This window comes from Sulfurimonas lacustris, assembly GCF_059705355.1.
Window position 1 is genome coordinate 314,174 of record NZ_AP046125.1, and the last position, 16,192, is coordinate 330,365.

The following is a 16,192-nucleotide window of genomic DNA, read 5'->3' on the forward strand; positions in this document are numbered from 1 at the left end:
ATTAAAGCAGATGCCCCATACTATCTTTTTTTACAGCCAGATAGCCCTCGTTGTGCGGGTTTGACTTCATGATGATAGGAACTCTCTCTACTATCTCGATACCGCTGAGCGAATCAATCTTTTTTGGGTTGTTTGTAAGCAGTTTAATCTTTTTGATGCCAAAATGCGCAAGGATAAAAGGGACGATTTCGTAAGTTCGCTCATCCGCATCAAATCCTAATTGATGATTTGCTTCAATGGTGTTGAGACCTTTGTCTTGAAGTGCGTAAGCGTTTATCTTGTTTAAAAGCCCGATATTTCGCCCCTCTTGTCTGAGGTAGATGACCATGCCGTTAGTTTTTGACGCAAGTTTGAGTGCGTGTTCGAGTTGGTCTCTACAGTCGCACTTCAAACTTCCCATCGCATCGCCTGTTAAGCATTCAGAGTGAACTCTTACGATAGGAACTTCGTCTAGCGGCTCTTTGTAGAGTACCAAATGCTCTTTGCAACCCTCTTTAAAGACTTTGACTTTAAAGTCGCCAAATCTTGAGGGTAAATTTGCTATCTCTGAAATTTCAATATTCAATTACAATGCCTTGTTTTTTACTTTTAAAAGGGTAAAATTTTCAAAAATTATAGCTTAAAAGGTTTAATAATGTTTCAAAGATTTCGCAGAACACGCCTCAACAACCATCTTCGTTCACTTGTGCGTGAAACAAGTGTCGGCGTAAACGATTTTATCTATCCGCTTTTTGTAAGAGGCGGAGAGGGGATAAAAACAGAAGTTGCATCTATGCCAGGGGTGTTTCAAATGAGCATTGATGAGGTTTTAAAAGAGTGCGAGGAGCTTAAAAAACTTGGACTTTACGCCATCATACTCTTTGGGATACCCGATGTAAAAGACTCCATCGGTTCAGACTCTCTATGTGAACACGGTATCATCGCAAAAGCCATCCGCTCCATCAAAGAGGCGCATCCGGAGATGTTTGTCGTGACTGACTTATGTTTTTGCGAATACACAGACCATGGTCATTGCGGCATCATTGATGAAAAACACCAAACAGTAAACAACGACGCAACGCTTAGTATCTCCGCACAGCAGGCTATCGTTCATGCAAAAGCGGGGGCTGACATGATAGCACCTTCGGGCATGATGGACGGGATTATCCAGACTTTGCGTGAGGCACTGGACAAAGCGGGGTATGAAAATCTCCCTATCATGAGCTACTCCACAAAATTTGCATCAGGATACTACGGACCGTTTCGTGATGTGGCAGAATCCGCTCCGTCATTTGGCGATAGAGCGTCATACCAGATGGACCCTGCAAACAGAAGAGAGGCGATTGCGGAGAGTATAGCCGATGAGGCGCAAGGTGCGGACATCCTTATGGTAAAACCTGCTTTGGCGTACCTAGATATCGTGCGTGAGATAAAAGATGCAACCTCCCGTCCGATGGCAGTTTACAATGTAAGCGGCGAATATGCGATGATAAAGTTTGCAGGCATGAACGGCTTGATTGATTATGATAGAGTTGTCATGGAGACGATGGTTGCTTTTAAGAGAGCGGGAGCGGATATCATTATCTCTTACCACGCAAAAGAGGTCGCAAAGATGTTACAAAAGTAATCTTTTGCACTCTTTGTAATAAAAGCGTAACCACTTTAGTAGCAAGATTAAAGAAAATTGTTATAAACTAAACGCTTATTTTTTTTCAAAAGGGATGGCTTTGAGACATTTTTTAACACTTAGAAATTTTACAAAAGAGGAGATTTTAGAAATCATTGATTTGGGTCTGCAAATCAAGCAAAATCTCAAATCGGGTATCTACAACGGTGAGTTAAAAAACAAAACGCTTGCCATGATTTTTGAAAAAAGCTCCACAAGAACCCGCGTGAGTTTTGAAACGGGGATGTTTCAACTCGGCGGTCATGCACTCTTTTTGTCCAACCGTGACATCCACTTAGGACGAGGCGAACCTGTCAAAGACACTGCAAGAGTGATTTCAAGCATGTGTGACATGGTTATGATACGAACATTTGAACACTCCATGATAGAGGAGTTTGCCTCTTACTCAAAAGTCCCCGTTATCAACGGCTTAACCGACTCCTACCATCCCGTACAACTTTTAGCCGACTATATGACTTTGGTAGAACATGGCGCACATGAAAACATCGTTGCGGCGTATGTGGGCGATGGAAACAACATGACACACTCATGGATGATGCTTGCCGCAAAACTAGGTTTTGAGCTTAGAATTGCCACGCCAAAGGGCTATGAAGTAGATGCAAAGATACTTCAAGATGCGTTAGAGATTGCCAAGACAAGCGGTGCGGTTATAAAAACCATGAATGACCCAAAAGAGGCGATAAAAGGCGCAACGGTCGTCACAACAGATACATGGGTCTCCATGGGACAAGAGGACGAAAAAGAGCAGCGCATTCAAGCATTTAAAGGCTTTATGGTTGATGATGAGATGATGTCTTTGGCGCAAGAGAACGCAAAGTTCCTCCACTGTTTACCTGCCTACAGAGGCTATGAAGTAAGCGAGAGTGTTTTTGAAAAACACTCAAAAATCGTCTTTGATGAGGCAGAGAATAGGCTTCACGCCCAAAAAGGGTTGATGGTTTGGTTGGCTAATAGATAACTGAACGCATCTGTCTGATGATATAGTCTGCGTCCTCTGCGAGGTGCTGCTGTGCTAGTGTGTAGAGAAGTTGTTCCTCTTTCATATTGTGCTGTTGCATAAGTATCATTAGGGTTTCGGAGAGTGAAAAAAAGTTCTCTTTGTCCATCTCCTCTACTGCTTTGCGCATCTTTGAGAGAAGTGAGCGCATCTGTTCATGCTCCATTTCCATCGCTTTTGTTGCGCTGCTTGCCTCGCTGCTCACCTGCCCAAGCATAGGAAAAAGAACTATCTCTTCCATGCTAAAGTGATTTGCGAGGTCGTTGGAGAAGTTCTCATACAATTTCTCTGAATCACTGCTTTTTGCCGCAACGGCATCTTCCATCGCCGCAAATGCCTCATCGCATGCTCTGTGGTCGTTTGTCAAAAACTCTTTTATATCGGACATTAGTACTTTATCCCCGTTACACTTCTAATCTTTTCAATCGTAGGGAGTGCGGCTTCTCTTGCTTTTGCGGCTCCCGCTTGTAAAATTTCTCTGACTTCGTCTTGGTGGGTTTCGAAGTACTCTCTTTTTTGTCTGAAATCTTTAAAATACTCCCACATGACTTCCGCAAGATAGACTTTAAAGTGACCATGTCCTTCTCCGCCTCTTTTGTATCGCTCTTGAAGTGCTATGAGGTTTTCGCCCTCCAAAAAGAGTTTTGCCATGTTGTAAACATTGCATGTTTCAAACTCTTTTGGCTCTTCCATCGCTACATTTTGAGTTACGATTTTTTTGATGGTTTTGAGTTGTGATTTCTCTTCTCCAAAGATATTGACGATGTTGCCATAACTTTTAGACATCTTTTGTCCATCAATCCCAGGTACGGTTTGAACCTCTTCTTGAACTTTGAACTGCGGGATAGTTAGGATGTCTCCATACTGGTTGTTAAACTTTATGGCGATATCTCTTGCTATCTCGACATGCTGAATCTGGTCTTTTCCGACTGGAACGACTTCTGAACCAAAGAGCAGAATGTCCGCCGCCATCAAAACAGGGTAGGAGAAGAGCGAGTGGTTTGCGGCGATGCCTTTTGCCATTTTGTCTTTGTAGCTGTGCGCCCGCTCTAAAAGCCCCATAGGTGTAAAAGATGACAAAACCCAGTAGAGTTCAAGTACCTCTTTTACATCGGACTGCACCCAAAAAACAGACTTTTGCGGGTCGATACCAAGGGCTAAAAAGTCGGTTGCGCACTGCATGGTAAGCTCTGCTAGCCTTTTGCCATCGCTCACACTTGTTTGTGCGTGGTAGTTTGCTATGAATGCAAAAGTTTGGTTTTGTGCTTGTGCCTCTACCATCTGTTTGATAGAACCAAAATAGTTTCCAATATGCAAATCTCCAGATGGCTGAATCCCTGTTAAAACTCTCATACAATTACTCCAATAAAAAACTTCCTACAAAACTAAAAACTAAGCGAACGATTCTGCAACAAAGTGAAGCCTTAGTGAGCGTGTTTTTAGTTTTGTAGGAAGTTCATTCTCAATATTTAAGGCGGTATTATACTTTTTTTTAACTTTATTTCGCTACCATAAGGCTATCTTAGAGATACAAAGGATAGAAGATGAATGTACAGATTCACGCAAAAGATATTACACTTCATGCCAATACAAGGGCGCATATAGAGGCGGCGGTTGCGGCTTTTAAAAAATACTCACTAGATATAACGACGGTAAATGTCAATCTCAACAAAGAGAAAAAAGGGATTTTGGTGGAGTTTGATATCCATATAGCACATGCACAACCGGTGGTTATTAATCAGGCGGATGACAATTTGGATAGTGCGATTGATTTGGCGATAGACAGAGCATCAAAAGCACTCCGCAGACTTCATGACAAAGTGATTTCACATCATGCTACCTCTATAAAAGAGATAGAAGTGGTGAGCGAGTAGTATGTACGACTGGATTTTATGGTTTCATATACTTTCGTTTATCTCGTGGTACGCAGTACTTTTTTATATGCCGCGCCTCTTTGTCTATCATGCAGAAAATGCCGATAATGAGGGGTTTGTCAAGGTCGTAAAAGTGATGGAGATGAAAATTTATAAGTATATCGGGATGCCTGCTATGTGGGCAACTTTGCTTAGCGGTTTTTATCTCGCATTTGAGCTCGGGTTTAAAGGTAACGGCTGGTTGCATACAAAGATTTTGTTTGTTGCGATTTTGATGGCATACTTCTTCTCGCTTGGTCACTTTCGCATGAAGTTTTTAGAGGACAAATGCACAAAAAGCGGCAAATTTTTCAGAGCTTACAATGAAGTTCCGACGATTTTACTGCTAATAATTGTGGCAATGGTCATTATGAAACCGTTTTGATTGATGTTAAGCACCATTTGGAAGTGAGGCTTTAGCCTCGCTTAGAATTAGTATGAAATAGTGCTTTTTTTGGCGGGACTAAAGTCCCGCTTCCGATGAAGTATATACTATCATGATGCTCTTGAAGTTATGATAATCCCTGCAACGATAAGCGATAATCCTAAGAGTTTGTAAAAACTAAAACTCTCTCCCAAAAAAAATACCGAATATAAAAACACGATAACAAAAGTAAGCCCCATAAACGGATAGGCATAACTTAACTCAAACTTTGTCATAGCTGCCATCCAACACATGGAAGCCAAAAATGCGCTGATAAAGCCGCTAAAGATAAACGGGTCTAAAAAAAGCTTGAGTAAAAAAAATAACTTCTCCATCGTCTCGGCAGGCAGTGAGCCGTAGTTGCCGATGCGCATCTTGATGATAAGCTGTCCGTAAACCGTAAAAAAGATTGTTCCAAAAATATAGAAATATCCCATGATTATTTACCGTAAAAAGATTTTATGACATCGCATACTGCATCTCTCTCATCACTGCTTAACCCAAAGTACATCGGAAGTCGTACAAGTCTCTCGCTCTCTTTTGTCGTAAACGCATCAACGCCGTTAAATCTGCCGTATTTGATTCCAGCCGGTGCGGAGTGTAGAGGGACATAGTGGAAAACCGCTCCGATATCCTCTTTTTTAAACGCATCCAAAAGAGCTGTTCGCTCTTCTAAATCTTTTACTTTGAGGTAGAACATATGGGCGTTTTGAACACAACTATCAGGTACTATCGGCAACTCGATAAAGCCATTATTTTGTAAAAAACTTAGTTTTTCATAGTAGCTCTTCCATGAGTTAAGGCGGTTTTCGTTTATGGTGTCTGCCATCTCAAGTTCGCCCCAGAGGTAAGCGGCACTTATGTCATTTGGAAGATAGCTGCTGCCCACATCAACCCATGAGTATTTATCAACCATGCCACGGAAGAAGAGGCTTCTGTTTGTCCCTTTTTCTCGTATGATTTCGGCTCTTTGGACAAAACTTTCATCATTGATGATAAGAAGTCCTCCCTCTCCCGCACTTGTGTAGTTTTTTGTCTCATGAAAGCTAAATGCGCCAAAATGTCCGATAGTTCCGAGTGCTTTGCCCTTGTAACTGCTCATCATCCCTTGCGCCGCATCTTCAACAACAAACAGGTTATGTCGTGATGCGATATCCATGATAGTATCCATCTCGCACGCAACACCTGCATAATGAACAGGTACGATAACTTTTGTTTTTGCCGTTATGGCGTCTTCTATCTTTGTCTCATCTATATTGAGCGTGTCCGGGCGGATATCGACAAATACGATAGTCGCACCTCTTAACACAAAAGCGTTTGCGGTACTCACAAAAGTATAGGATGGCATGATAACCTCGTCGCCCTCTTTGATGTCAAGCAGAAGTGCCGCCATCTCAAGTGCATGGGTGCAACTAGTCGTGAGAAGTGCTTTTTTGCATCCAAGTCTCTCTTCGAACCATTTATGACATCTCTTCGTAAATGCGCCATCGCCTGAGATTTTGCTGCTTTTCATCGCTTCTAAAATATATCGCTCTTCATTGCCTGTAAGCGGTGGTTTATTAAAGTGTATCATCTGTTTTCCTTAAAACTATTCATATATTTTGGTGCATTGCTGCCCTCATTAAAAATCAAATCGATTATGCTTACGCCGTGAACAAAGGGTGCGAAGAGTTGTTCATATTCACCATAACCGCCATAACTCATCCACTCTACTTTTATGCCTGCATCTTCAAACAAGCTCTCATCGAGATAATCTTTGGCGGCAGGACCGCTTAGATAGTGTGTCGCACCCGCATCTTTGCAGATTTGAACCAACCTTGAAGTTTGCCCCTCTATAAGCGTAAAATCTTCACATTTTGAGATTTTTGTTTTGATGCCTAAAATCTCATTGATAGCTGCTAGAAACTTGTAATTTATGACGCTTAAAAGCTCTTCATCGGCTACCTCTTTGTAAAGATTTTCAATAAGTTCTTTGTACTCTTTAAAGTGTTTTGCTTTTGAGTAGTTTTGAACGATTGTCTTAAAATGTTTGCTCGCCCAGAGTTTGTTGCTTACTTTTGTTTCGTTTATCTTTTGGTTCATGGACTCAAAACGGCATGGGATGGTTAGCCACTGCACACCGTTAGGTGTTTTTATCTGATTTCTGTTGCGCCAGTCGTTTTTTGTGTATTGGACGCAGTCGTAAAGAACAAACTCATCCACCATATTTATCATGTCAAAATACCCTTTCCAAGGTATATAGTTTGATTGTAAAATCGCGACTTTTTTCAATTGATTATCTCATCTATAATGTAGAGCGGGCGGTCTTTTACCTGATCAAATATCTTGCCGATATAAAGCCCAACAATCCCCAGTATGCCAAAAAGCAATCCAAAGAGAAAAAACATGGAGACCATTAAACTTGTCCATCCCTCGACGCTAAAACCGTATGTAAAATGGGCAACACTAAGCCCAATAGCGATAAATAAAGAGAGCATAGAGACGAAAAGCCCCAACTGGATGATAAGTTTTAGCGGTTTGTTTGAGTGCGATACGATGGAGTCGATGGCAAGATTTATCATTTTTGAGAGTGTGTATGACGATGTTCCGTAAACTCTCTCGTCATGCTCTACATCAATCTCTATCTTTTTAAATCCTACTATCTTGACAAGCAGTAAAAAATCTCTGCTCTTCTCTTTAAACCCTCTTGCGGCTTCTACTACTTTTTTTGAGTAAACCCCAAAGTTTCCAATGGTATGGTCATGCTCCGTGTCTGTAAAATACTCCAAAGTTTTATAAAAAAGCTTTGATGTAAATGTTTTAAAGAAGCTGTCTTGTCTCTGGACTCTTCTTCCATGAACGACATCATAACCCTCTAGGGCTTTTTTGTAGAGTTTTTCTATCTCATAAGGTCTGTCTTGCAAGTCACAGTCCATAACGACGACATGCGCTCCATTGCAGTGGTCCAGTCCTGCCGTGATGGCATAGTGCTGTCCAAAATTTCTTGAGAGTTTGATGGCTTTTACATTTTTATCATTTTTTGCGATTTCTGAGACTACTTCCCAAGAGTTTTGAGGGCAATTGTCATTTACAAAGATGATTTCATAGCTGTTGCAGATTTTTTGTAGCACAGAAGTGAGTTGTTCATAGAGTTCTTGAATGGATTCTCTGCATCCATAAATAGGCGATATTACGCTTATTTGCATAATGTTTAAGTCCTTAGTTGGTAATAGGATCTGTATCAAAGAGATAGATTTTATATCTCTCAAGTGTAATTGTTTTGGTCGGCTCGCTTAGGTTGTACTCTTTTGTTGCTCTCTCAAATGGTTCTATCTTCTCGCTAGGCATAAGGATAAAAGAGCCGCCTTCGCCTGTTTTGTGATACCAAGAGGAGCTTGAGAGCCAAGTTCCTGCTTCTCTTTTATAGTTTTGGTCTTCAAGAGGTCTTATCTCTACTTTGTTATCGCTCAAAACCGTAAAAATATGAGAATGCCAGTATGGCGCATACCCTTTTGTAGCACCGTTATCAAGCAGTGTTTGTATAACCTCTTCTCTCTCATGGACTATCTTAGCCGCAACATCTCTTTGAAGTGTGTTTTGGATAGAGAGATAGGATAAAAGTATCGAAAACAGAAGTAAAAATTTCACTCTTTTTGAAAAAAACTTCCAAAGTATGCCGTTGGTTACGGAGATTAGCAACATAAATGGAATTATATATCTAATATTTTCTTTTGCGGCATAAAGTCCATCGACGTGCAAAGAAGTAAGAGAGTAAATCCCAAAAATGATAAAAAAACCGCTATATCCAAACGCGATGGTGTAGCGCTCAAACGGCGCAAGAGCGTCTCTGTTTTTGAGACCATAGAAAATTGGAGCAAAAAAGATGACAACCGCACAAAGAAGTTTAAGTAACGTAACTACGCCCTCAAAGGAGATAAAAGGGGTTTTGTCTTCCCATAGAGCTCCATAAAAATGAAGGAGTCCGCCAAAAGATCTCCAGATATGTTGCGGCAGCTCTTCAAATGGGATAAGAAAAGTTTTTTCAGCCCCCGTATGTATCTGAATATGCTGAAGTATAAAATATCTGTAAACAACCCCAAGTGCCAAACCTGCAAGAAGATAGAGCAGAAATTTTTTATATTTTATCTCTATATGCTCATAAAAAAGAACAAACGGTGCAAAGAGCGGTGCGAGAAAGTAGATAGCAAATCTGTTCGGGTTTTCCGCAACAAAAAAGAGGCTGATGGAGAGAATCAAAAAAGCAGCTAGAAGAGTTTTTTCTTTTTTTTGTAACAGAGCAAATGCATAAAGATATCCTAGCATAGCGCTAAAGTACCATATGTAGGCACTCTCTCCAAGTACTTCACGTAGATACATGGGGGAGGAGAGTGTTGAGATGCCAAGGAGTGCTATAAGGATACCCTCTGTAGCTACGCCGATTTTTGTGAGATAAACAGAGGTGAACCAGAGCGAAAAAAGGAAAAAGGAGATGACAGTAAACGTATGGACATCGTAGGCGTGTAATCCCAAAAGAGTGAAAATGATGGCGAGGGTATGTTTGAAAAAAGTCCAAATATCGCCGTTGACATACCACCAACTTTGTGGATAGTAGGAACCTTGCTCGATAATCTCTTGTGCTAAGATATTTGCGATGGCTGCATCGGAGTTGAAAAAAGCTCTATAAATAAAAGCTTGATAGTAAAAGAGAAACAGAAAGTTCAGAGCAAGAAACAGAAACAAAAGAGGCTTGAGTCTGCTCCCCATAAGCTTTTACTTCTCTCCGCGTTTTTTGGCTTTAAATAAAACAGGCGTTCCGCTAAAGTTGAAGGCTTCTCTTAGTTTGTTGGTGAGGTATCGTCTATAGGTAAAGTGAAGACCTCTTGGTTTGTTCATGATGATAGCGATTTTTGGCGGTCTGATATCGTACTGTGTTGCATAGTAGATACGGATAACCTGCCCACGCATACTTGGGAGCTGATGGCGGATAAGCGCACGCTCTAGCACAACATTGAGTTCGGATGTTTTGATATGCTGTGAGTAGTTGTCGTTAATCTCCAAAATCATATCAAAGAGCTTGTCAACACGTCTGTGCGACTTTGCAGAGAGGGTAATGATGGGTGCATAAGCTAAAAACTTAAATCTGTCACGCACCTCTTTGATGATGTTGTCATACTCTTCTCTTTTTGCGATATCCCATTTGTTGAGTACGATAATGCACGCAAGACGGTTGCTGTCAACCAAACCTGCGATTTTCTCGTCAAGGTCTAAAAAAGGCTCGCTTGCATCTAAAACAACAAGCGCCATGTTGGAGTTTTCAAGCATCTCTTTTGTACGCATAAGCGCAAATTTCTCGATTCCTACAATCTTGCCACGGCGTCTAAGACCTGCCGTGTCAACAAAAGTAAGCTGTTTGTCTTTGTACTCGATACTCTCGTCAATCGGGTCTATCGTCGTTCCTGCAACACTGCTTACAACAGAGCGTTCTTCGCCTAAAAGTGCGTTGAGAAGTGAGCTTTTGCCAACATTGGTACGCCCGATGATGGAGATTTTGATATGGTTGATATCTTCAGGGTTGTACTCTTTGATTTTGTCGTTTTGTGCAAAGATGGAGTCGTCTGTAAACTCCTCTTCCTCTTCATCCTCGTCTGTATAGAAAAAGTTGTCATCCTCTTCCTCTTCGTCAAACTCCGCTTCATCGTCAAAATCATACTCACTCACATCCTCTTGGATGATGTTGATATCGTCGTCCTCACTCTCTTCTTCTGCTTCTTCTTTGATGATATCTTCATCCGGCAATCTGTCGTAAATCCACTCTAAAAGAGCATTGACGCTTCTGTTGTGCGAGACGGAGATGCCAAAAATAGCATCAGTTCCAAACTCGTAAAAATCCCAAAGGTTCTCTTTCATCTTGTCGTTGTCGATTTTGTTGACGACAAGAGCAACCTCTTTGCCTAGTGTTTGGAGTTCATAAAAAAGTTTTTTATCTTCATCTTCGGGAATGCTTTTTCCATCAACCATGTAGAGAATGATGTCAGCTTTATGTGCGGCTTCAAGCGATTTTTCTTTGATTTTGTCGAAAAGTTCACACCCTTTGTCAAGACCGCCCGTATCTAAAAGAAGAGCCTCTTTGTCAACGATAACTACATGGCGTCTCTTGACATCCCTTGTTGTTCCGGCAATATCGGAGGTGATGGCATCTCTTTTTTTCATAAGCCTGTTAAAAAGTGAGCTTTTTCCGACATTTGGACGACCGATGATGGCGATTTTTTTCATGTATTACCTTAAATTATTTTAAATGGAGAAGTTTGTTATGTAATTGTATCTAAAAGTAAGCTAGTTTTGGCTTAGCGTTATGAGCTGGTTGAAGAGCGGTGTTGCAAAGGCACTAAAATAGTAGGCGCTTAAACACTTGTGCTTTGGCGTACTAGAGTCACATCTCTTAAGATAGCTGTTGACATTTTTCCCAGAGATAATAGGATGCTGAGAAAAGCGCATATTGAGCTGATCAACTCTGTTTTTTCCTTGGATGTTATGAATAAAATGGATGGTTCCATCCTCATCAAGTTGCGTCACAATCCCAATATGCGTGATATTATAAGAGCCAACTTTGCGTTTAGATTTTTGCAAAGTATCCTCGAAAAAAACCAAATCGCCGATTTTTGGGGCATCTTTGTCAAAAACTCTCTCTTGCGCCATCATAATGTTAAATATGGCTTTGGAGCGTCTAGCATTGTCATAGTGCTGTGAGAGATGGCTTGCTTTATAGTAAGGTTCATTGTTTTGAAAATTAACGAGCTCCACAAATCCTGAACAATCTTTGCCGCTTTTCCTCTCAAGATGCTGCAGTGCACTCGCAACTAAAGCTGTGCGTAAAACTGCCTCTTCATCGATTTTTTCAGTGGGAAGTATCTCTACTTTTACTTCTTGTTCGACTGGCTGCACATCGATGACAACAACCTCTTTTTGCGAGCATCCGCTAAGGAGGAAAAGAGCTACAAAGAAAAGAGAAAAGAGAGGGTACACGACCTGGTCTCTACTTATCTTCAAACTCTTTTTCAAGCTCTTCTAAGGCATTTTTTGCTTTGAACTGCTGCCAAAGAGCTTGGTCGTTGTTGAAACTCGTGCGGATATTGTTCTTAATCTGTTTATTTGTCTCGCTTTTAGAGACTGTAACAAGCATAAAGATAGCACCTGAGGGAGCAGTCCACATGTCAACCGCTTTTGAGTCTTTTAGATTTACTTTTGCTACCTGTTTTGTGACGCTCTCGGTAGTTTTGTCAACTGTCTCTGTAGCACTAACGCCTGTTGTGCCTGTGTAGAGGCTGACTTTGTCTTTTACCACAGTCTCTATCTGCTGTGCAAGATCAGAGCGCCCATTCGCCATCGCTACTCTTCTCATATGATCCATTCCGGCGGCACTCTTTTCGGCAATACCCACGCCGGCGTAGTACTCTTGCGATTGCGGTATGCATGTCCACTGTGGTGCTTTTACACCCTCTTGCTTGCATCCAAACTCTTCCACGCTTTTTGCTACTTCTACATCTTTGGAACAGCCACTCATTGCAAGCCCAAATAGACCGGCAAATACAATAGATAAAATAGTTTTAGTCATCATCTTGTTTCCTTTGTTTTTCTTGAGTGATTGTAGCAATTTTCGTCTTAATATTTATGTATAATACCTGCATGAAATACTACAGTTATGAATCTTTTAGAAATGATACAAACAAACTTCTTGTTAAGTTGAGAGAAGAGCACTTTGATGCCATAGTTGCCATAGCGCGTGGCGGGCTAACACTCTCTCACGTGGTTGCCGAGGGTTTACAGATAAGAGCGGTGCAGAGCATAAGAACAGAGCTTTACGATAAGAGCCAAAAAAGAGAGAAAATCGCACTCTTTGGCAGTTGTGCTTTTGAAAATGCAAAGCGTGTTTTGGTGCTTGATGATATCTCTGACAGCGGAGAGACGCTAAGAGCCGTGATGGAGCATTTTACAACTCAATTTACAGATATAGAGTTCAAATCAGCAACACTCTTTTATAAAAAAACCTCTATTTACGAACCCGATTTTTGGATTAATGAAGCGGATGACTGGATAGACTTTTTTTGGGAGAGAGACTATCTGCTCCAGTAGTCAAGTTCTCCCTTTTTTGTAAAGTCTGTATCGTAGATATAAGCAGCTATTTCTCTAAGCGTCTCCTCGTCAAATCCAAGCTCTGGCATAAGTCCATGTTTTTGGATAGCGTCATGCATAAGTGAGCCTCCTTCGGTGGGTTTTAAAACCCACTGTGACATATAAGTTACAAACTCTTTTTTGTCCGCAAATGCATTTTTGTAGCTCTTTTTAAACTCTACAACCGAGGGAGCGGAGATGGTTTTTGTGGGGTGGTGGCAAGTGATACAGTTACCGCTAAAGTAGAGTTCTCCTGCACTGCTGGCATGAAGAGAAGCAAGAGTAAAAAAGAGAAGCCAAAAGTATTTCACGACTCTCTCCTATGTGCTTTAATCATCTCATACGCTTGGTTAATCTCTTGTGTTTTTGCAGTTGCTTCTTGCATATAAACTTCATCTCTGCCCTGTGATTTGACGATATCTGGATGGTACTCTCTGATGAGTTTTCTATAAGCCTTTTTGATAGTCTCCATATCGTCACTCTCTTTAACTCCTAAAAGATTATAGGCATCGTTTATATTTGCTTTTGGTGTGATGTTGTGCATCATCTTCTCAAACTGATCAAACATAGCATGATAGATTTTTGGGTCAAGCGCAAAAGCCTCTGCAATGGCTGAGAGCATCTTCTCTTCGCTTTTGCTCACCGTACCGTCCACAAAGGCAAGCTGAATCAAAAATCCCATAAAATGGTGTTGTTGTGCTTGGTTTCTTTTTGTAAGTTGTGCAAGTGTTTGTGCGACCGCTTCAAGATTGTCGCTTCTCTCTTTCTCTTCGCTAAAAATCTCTTTTAAAAGCTCTTTAGTTTTTTGCGGTTCGGGAAAGAGTGCTGAGATATCATCAAACATAATCCCAACAAGCTGTGCTTCAAGCGCATCGACTCTTCCATCAGCCTTTGCAACCTTTGCCACGAGTGCTACAAAAAGCCCAAGCTCACTTTTTTGAAGAGACTCTTTGGAGAGAGAGAAGTTTTCAAACGCCTTTTTTGAGTAGGCGTCATACTTGGAGTAACTTTTAAAAATCCAGTAAAAAAAGAACCCTAAAAGCGCAAATAAAATAATGTTTCCCATGTTTTTCCTTTGATTAATTTACTATTTTATGACTGACTCGCACAGCCCGCATGCTGCCAACCCAGAAGATTTCATCCATCAACCCCTCTTGCAAAAGACCGTCTTTATCATAGACAAAAAGAGTATCAACCACTTTGTCGTCTTTGTCTAATGGCTCTACATGCAGGTTGTAAATGATGTGTGCATCACTTCCAAACTTCTGTTGTGCGGTTGCTTTTGTCTTGTCTGTAAGACACTCGTAGTAAATTTTGTTTTTGTCATTGTGCGCCCCGATGGCAAAAATCTCATGTTTCTTTTGTGCGCCATCGCATCCATATCTGCTGTTGAGGTAGATGCTAAGCGTGTCATCAGCCAAAAATGGGTCAAGAAGCTCCTCTTTACGGGATTTTTCTTCCACTTCTCTTGTAACAAACTTGAAATCTTGAGAGTCAAAACGTGTTTTGTTGACAATCTTTACCTTCTCTTCTACAAGCAAAACCTCTTTTTTTTCATGGTTAAATGTATAGGTTTGTACTCTCGTTCTTCTGGTTGTTTTTTTTGTTTTTATAAAAATATTTGGGATGTACTTGCCATTTTTGATGCTACCTCTGCTCTCAAACGTCTCCACTCTCTCTTTGAGAAGAAGTGCCGCAACATCTATGGTTTGTGCAGTGACTTTAACTTCATAGGTGCTACCATCCTCTTTGATAAGAACGTCACAATAGCCTACTTTCCCAAAGAGCGTTGCAAAAACATCATAACGCGTTATGCTCTCGCGCGCAAAAAAGGAGCTAGTCAAGAGAAAAAAAAGCAACACTGTTTTCATGTAGTCTCCATATGACACCATATCTACGAATTATATCAAAAATTTACTATAAATATAATATGGAATTATAACGAATCAATATTTCCAAAGTAAAAATCTACATAAAAATGCACGGCATAGTTTGGCTCATAGTCGTACTGTCTATGAAAACTAACCCCCGGTTGCACCTCATACGTTATCCATTTACGAAAGATATTTTGACGCCAAGAGAAAAATCCAGAGTAGTTGCTTATGCCATTATAGGGCTGGAGATGTTCTTCGCAAGAGTATTTTGAGTTTCCCCAAAATTGCTGTGTATAACTAAAACCTTTTCTTTTTGAGAGTGTAAGATAGTAGGAGAGTGCGAGGGCGTAGTCAAAACCATCAACATGGGACTGAGTTTTACGATGCAAGGTTGTACGAAAAAGAGCGTTTTTTTCGAGCTCTTTATCGAAATAGACATTTGTCTCCTCGCTCCAATCTGACTTTAGAGAGTATTTGAACTGCTGCGTAGGCTCAACGCGCCATGAACCAAGAGCAAAATCTGTTGCGTATCTTGCTCTTGCGTAGCCTGTTAGACTGCTCATTCCTATGGAGTAGTGAGATTTTATATCCTTATAAACAGGAGCAAAGTAACGCACACCAGCCTCATTTTTGCTCTTCTCTTTTGTGCGAAGGTCACCATCGTCAAAGTAGCTCTGCTCAACATCATCAATGTAGAGCTGAAAATCTCTTTTTGTTCTACTTAGCGGTATATGCGCTCTGATTTTGTAGTTAAAGTCAGCAGACTCTTTTGTTTGAAAAAGTGAGCCAAGGCGAATACGAAGAAAACCTCTCTGTGTTTCATCCATATACTTTTCATTTTTAAAGAAGAGATCTACTGATTCGCCTGCATTTAAAAAATCTTCATTGAGTTTTTTTTCAAGTGCATCAGATGAGAGAGGCTCTCTGGGCTCGTTTATCCAATCGCTGAGAGTTTCATCCACATCGCCAAAAAAATCAATAACGCTGTTTGAAAAAATCTCCTGTTTTTTATCTATATAATCGACAAAACCACCTTTAGATTCCTCATCTTGCGCATATAACGAAGCACAAAAGAGAAGAAGAGAACAGATAAATGCAGTGCGTAGCAACATGAAACCCTCCTGCTAGATAAGCTATTATAACAAATTTAAAAAGGTTGCTATACTTTTA

At 40.8% G+C, this 16,192-nt stretch carries 20 protein-coding genes; 5 read left to right on the forward strand and 15 right to left on the reverse strand.

Annotation, left to right across the window (positions count from 1 at the left end; all coding sequences use genetic code 11):
- Position 1 precedes the first annotated feature (1 nt).
- The gene (gene ribA / locus AC6H4V_RS01765) at positions 2–565 is read right to left on the reverse strand and encodes a GTP cyclohydrolase II (protein ID WP_497607229.1); all 564 of its coding nucleotides are present in this window, start codon (positions 563–565) and stop codon (positions 2–4) included.
- 69 nt (positions 566–634) lie between these two features.
- Here ribA and hemB point away from each other — a divergent pair, with 69 nt between their 5' ends.
- Positions 635–1,606 (forward strand): porphobilinogen synthase, encoded by a 972-nt coding sequence (hemB, locus tag AC6H4V_RS01770; protein ID WP_497607230.1) that lies wholly within the window; start codon positions 635–637, stop codon positions 1,604–1,606.
- Between the two features lie 100 nt (positions 1,607–1,706).
- Positions 1,707–2,624 carry an ornithine carbamoyltransferase gene (gene argF / locus AC6H4V_RS01775; protein ID WP_497607231.1) on the forward strand — a complete coding sequence of 306 codons (918 nt, stop codon included), beginning with the start codon at positions 1,707–1,709 and terminating at the stop codon, positions 2,622–2,624.
- On the opposite strand, the gene AC6H4V_RS01780 is transcribed toward argF, so the two are convergent.
- Together AC6H4V_RS01780 and trpS are read right to left on the reverse strand one after the other, a co-directional pair.
- A complete protein-coding gene (locus AC6H4V_RS01780; RefSeq protein WP_497607232.1) occupies positions 2,614–3,051 on the reverse strand; it encodes a hemerythrin domain-containing protein in 438 nt (145 codons plus the stop codon). The two genes, argF and AC6H4V_RS01780, sit on opposite strands and share 11 nt — an antisense overlap.
- Positions 3,051–4,016, reverse strand: coding sequence for a tryptophan--tRNA ligase (gene trpS, locus AC6H4V_RS01785; RefSeq protein ID WP_497607233.1), 966 nt, complete (start codon positions 4,014–4,016; stop codon positions 3,051–3,053). The genes AC6H4V_RS01780 and trpS overlap by 1 nt, the downstream gene beginning before the upstream one ends.
- A gap of 191 nt (positions 4,017–4,207) precedes the next feature.
- Here trpS and hpf point away from each other — a divergent pair, with 191 nt between their 5' ends.
- Together hpf and hemJ are read left to right on the forward strand one after the other, a co-directional pair.
- A complete protein-coding gene (hpf, locus tag AC6H4V_RS01790; RefSeq protein WP_497607234.1) occupies positions 4,208–4,537 on the forward strand; it encodes a ribosome hibernation-promoting factor, HPF/YfiA family in 330 nt (109 codons plus the stop codon).
- A 1-nt stretch (position 4,538) separates the two neighbouring features.
- Positions 4,539–4,961 carry a protoporphyrinogen oxidase HemJ gene (gene hemJ / locus AC6H4V_RS01795; RefSeq protein WP_428729178.1) on the forward strand — a complete coding sequence of 141 codons (423 nt, stop codon included), beginning with the start codon at positions 4,539–4,541 and terminating at the stop codon, positions 4,959–4,961.
- A 110-nt stretch (positions 4,962–5,071) separates the two neighbouring features.
- Here hemJ and AC6H4V_RS01800 read toward each other — a convergent pair whose 3' ends face one another.
- Genes AC6H4V_RS01800 through AC6H4V_RS01835 form a run of 8 tightly spaced genes read right to left on the reverse strand, consistent with a single transcriptional unit; the run spans position 5,072 to position 12,594 of the window.
- Entirely contained in the window at positions 5,072–5,437 is a 366-nt protein-coding gene (locus tag AC6H4V_RS01800) for an EamA family transporter (protein ID WP_497607235.1), read from the reverse strand.
- A 2-nt stretch (positions 5,438–5,439) separates the two neighbouring features.
- A complete protein-coding gene (gene rffA, locus AC6H4V_RS01805; RefSeq protein WP_497607236.1) occupies positions 5,440–6,573 on the reverse strand; it encodes a dTDP-4-amino-4,6-dideoxygalactose transaminase in 1,134 nt (377 codons plus the stop codon).
- Positions 6,570–7,271, reverse strand: coding sequence for a WbqC family protein (locus AC6H4V_RS01810; RefSeq protein ID WP_497607237.1), 702 nt, complete (start codon positions 7,269–7,271; stop codon positions 6,570–6,572). The genes rffA and AC6H4V_RS01810 overlap by 4 nt, the downstream gene beginning before the upstream one ends.
- On the reverse strand, positions 7,268–8,185 hold the full coding sequence (locus tag AC6H4V_RS01815) for a glycosyltransferase family 2 protein (RefSeq protein ID WP_497607238.1): 918 nt from the start codon (positions 8,183–8,185) through the stop codon (positions 7,268–7,270). Before AC6H4V_RS01815 ends, AC6H4V_RS01810 begins: the two co-directional genes overlap by 4 nt.
- A 13-nt stretch (positions 8,186–8,198) precedes the next feature.
- Positions 8,199–9,719, reverse strand: coding sequence for a hypothetical protein (locus AC6H4V_RS01820; RefSeq protein WP_497607239.1), 1,521 nt, complete (start codon positions 9,717–9,719; stop codon positions 8,199–8,201).
- A gap of 30 nt (positions 9,720–9,749) precedes the next feature.
- Positions 9,750–11,252, reverse strand: coding sequence for a ribosome biogenesis GTPase Der (gene der, locus AC6H4V_RS01825; protein WP_497607240.1), 1,503 nt, complete (start codon positions 11,250–11,252; stop codon positions 9,750–9,752).
- Positions 11,253–11,312: 60 nt separating this feature from the next.
- Complete coding sequence (locus tag AC6H4V_RS01830) at positions 11,313–12,026, reverse strand: NlpC/P60 family protein (RefSeq protein WP_497607241.1); 714 nt, start codon at positions 12,024–12,026, stop codon at positions 11,313–11,315.
- The gene (locus AC6H4V_RS01835) at positions 12,013–12,594 is read right to left on the reverse strand and encodes an LPP20 family lipoprotein (protein WP_497607242.1); all 582 of its coding nucleotides are present in this window, start codon (positions 12,592–12,594) and stop codon (positions 12,013–12,015) included. The genes AC6H4V_RS01830 and AC6H4V_RS01835 overlap by 14 nt, the downstream gene beginning before the upstream one ends.
- Before the next feature lie 68 nt (positions 12,595–12,662).
- Between AC6H4V_RS01835 and AC6H4V_RS01840 the strand changes: the two genes are divergently transcribed.
- Positions 12,663–13,109 carry a phosphoribosyltransferase gene (locus tag AC6H4V_RS01840; RefSeq protein WP_497607243.1) on the forward strand — a complete coding sequence of 149 codons (447 nt, stop codon included), beginning with the start codon at positions 12,663–12,665 and terminating at the stop codon, positions 13,107–13,109.
- Here the strand turns inward: AC6H4V_RS01840 and AC6H4V_RS01845 are convergent.
- The 4 genes from AC6H4V_RS01845 to AC6H4V_RS01860 form a co-directional block, all read right to left on the reverse strand.
- Positions 13,094–13,459, reverse strand: coding sequence for a cytochrome C (locus AC6H4V_RS01845; RefSeq protein WP_428729188.1), 366 nt, complete (start codon positions 13,457–13,459; stop codon positions 13,094–13,096). The genes AC6H4V_RS01840 and AC6H4V_RS01845 overlap by 16 nt on opposite strands.
- Positions 13,456–14,214, reverse strand: coding sequence for a DnaJ domain-containing protein (locus AC6H4V_RS01850; protein WP_497607244.1), 759 nt, complete (start codon positions 14,212–14,214; stop codon positions 13,456–13,458). The genes AC6H4V_RS01845 and AC6H4V_RS01850 overlap by 4 nt, the downstream gene beginning before the upstream one ends.
- A 13-nt stretch (positions 14,215–14,227) precedes the next feature.
- Positions 14,228–15,019 (reverse strand): hypothetical protein, encoded by a 792-nt coding sequence (locus AC6H4V_RS01855; RefSeq protein ID WP_497607245.1) that lies wholly within the window; start codon positions 15,017–15,019, stop codon positions 14,228–14,230.
- Positions 15,020–15,084: 65 nt separating this feature from the next.
- Positions 15,085–16,134 (reverse strand): hypothetical protein, encoded by a 1,050-nt coding sequence (locus tag AC6H4V_RS01860; protein ID WP_497607246.1) that lies wholly within the window; start codon positions 16,132–16,134, stop codon positions 15,085–15,087.
- Positions 16,135–16,192 lie beyond the last annotated feature (58 nt).

Excerpts from the sequence above, each read along its gene's own strand:
- hemB (WP_497607230.1), top strand. The coding sequence starts at position 635 with ATGTTTCAAAGATTTCGCAGAACACGCCTCAACAACCATCTTCGTTCA.
- AC6H4V_RS01780 (WP_497607232.1), bottom strand. The coding sequence starts at position 3,051 with ATGTCCGATATAAAAGAGTTTTTGACAAACGACCACAGAGCATGCGAT.
- trpS (WP_497607233.1), bottom strand. The coding sequence starts at position 4,016 with ATGAGAGTTTTAACAGGGATTCAGCCATCTGGAGATTTGCATATTGGA.
- hpf (WP_497607234.1), top strand. The coding sequence starts at position 4,208 with ATGAATGTACAGATTCACGCAAAAGATATTACACTTCATGCCAATACA.
- hemJ (WP_428729178.1), top strand. The coding sequence starts at position 4,539 with ATGTACGACTGGATTTTATGGTTTCATATACTTTCGTTTATCTCGTGG.
- AC6H4V_RS01800 (WP_497607235.1), bottom strand. The coding sequence starts at position 5,437 with ATGGGATATTTCTATATTTTTGGAACAATCTTTTTTACGGTTTACGGA.
- rffA (WP_497607236.1), bottom strand. The coding sequence starts at position 6,573 with ATGATACACTTTAATAAACCACCGCTTACAGGCAATGAAGAGCGATAT.
- AC6H4V_RS01815 (WP_497607238.1), bottom strand. The coding sequence starts at position 8,185 with ATGCAAATAAGCGTAATATCGCCTATTTATGGATGCAGAGAATCCATT.
- der (WP_497607240.1), bottom strand. The coding sequence starts at position 11,252 with ATGAAAAAAATCGCCATCATCGGTCGTCCAAATGTCGGAAAAAGCTCA.
- AC6H4V_RS01835 (WP_497607242.1), bottom strand. The coding sequence starts at position 12,594 with ATGATGACTAAAACTATTTTATCTATTGTATTTGCCGGTCTATTTGGG.
- AC6H4V_RS01840 (WP_497607243.1), top strand. The coding sequence starts at position 12,663 with ATGAAATACTACAGTTATGAATCTTTTAGAAATGATACAAACAAACTT.
- AC6H4V_RS01850 (WP_497607244.1), bottom strand. The coding sequence starts at position 14,214 with ATGGGAAACATTATTTTATTTGCGCTTTTAGGGTTCTTTTTTTACTGG.
- AC6H4V_RS01855 (WP_497607245.1), bottom strand. The coding sequence starts at position 15,019 with ATGAAAACAGTGTTGCTTTTTTTTCTCTTGACTAGCTCCTTTTTTGCG.
- AC6H4V_RS01860 (WP_497607246.1), bottom strand. The coding sequence starts at position 16,134 with ATGTTGCTACGCACTGCATTTATCTGTTCTCTTCTTCTCTTTTGTGCT.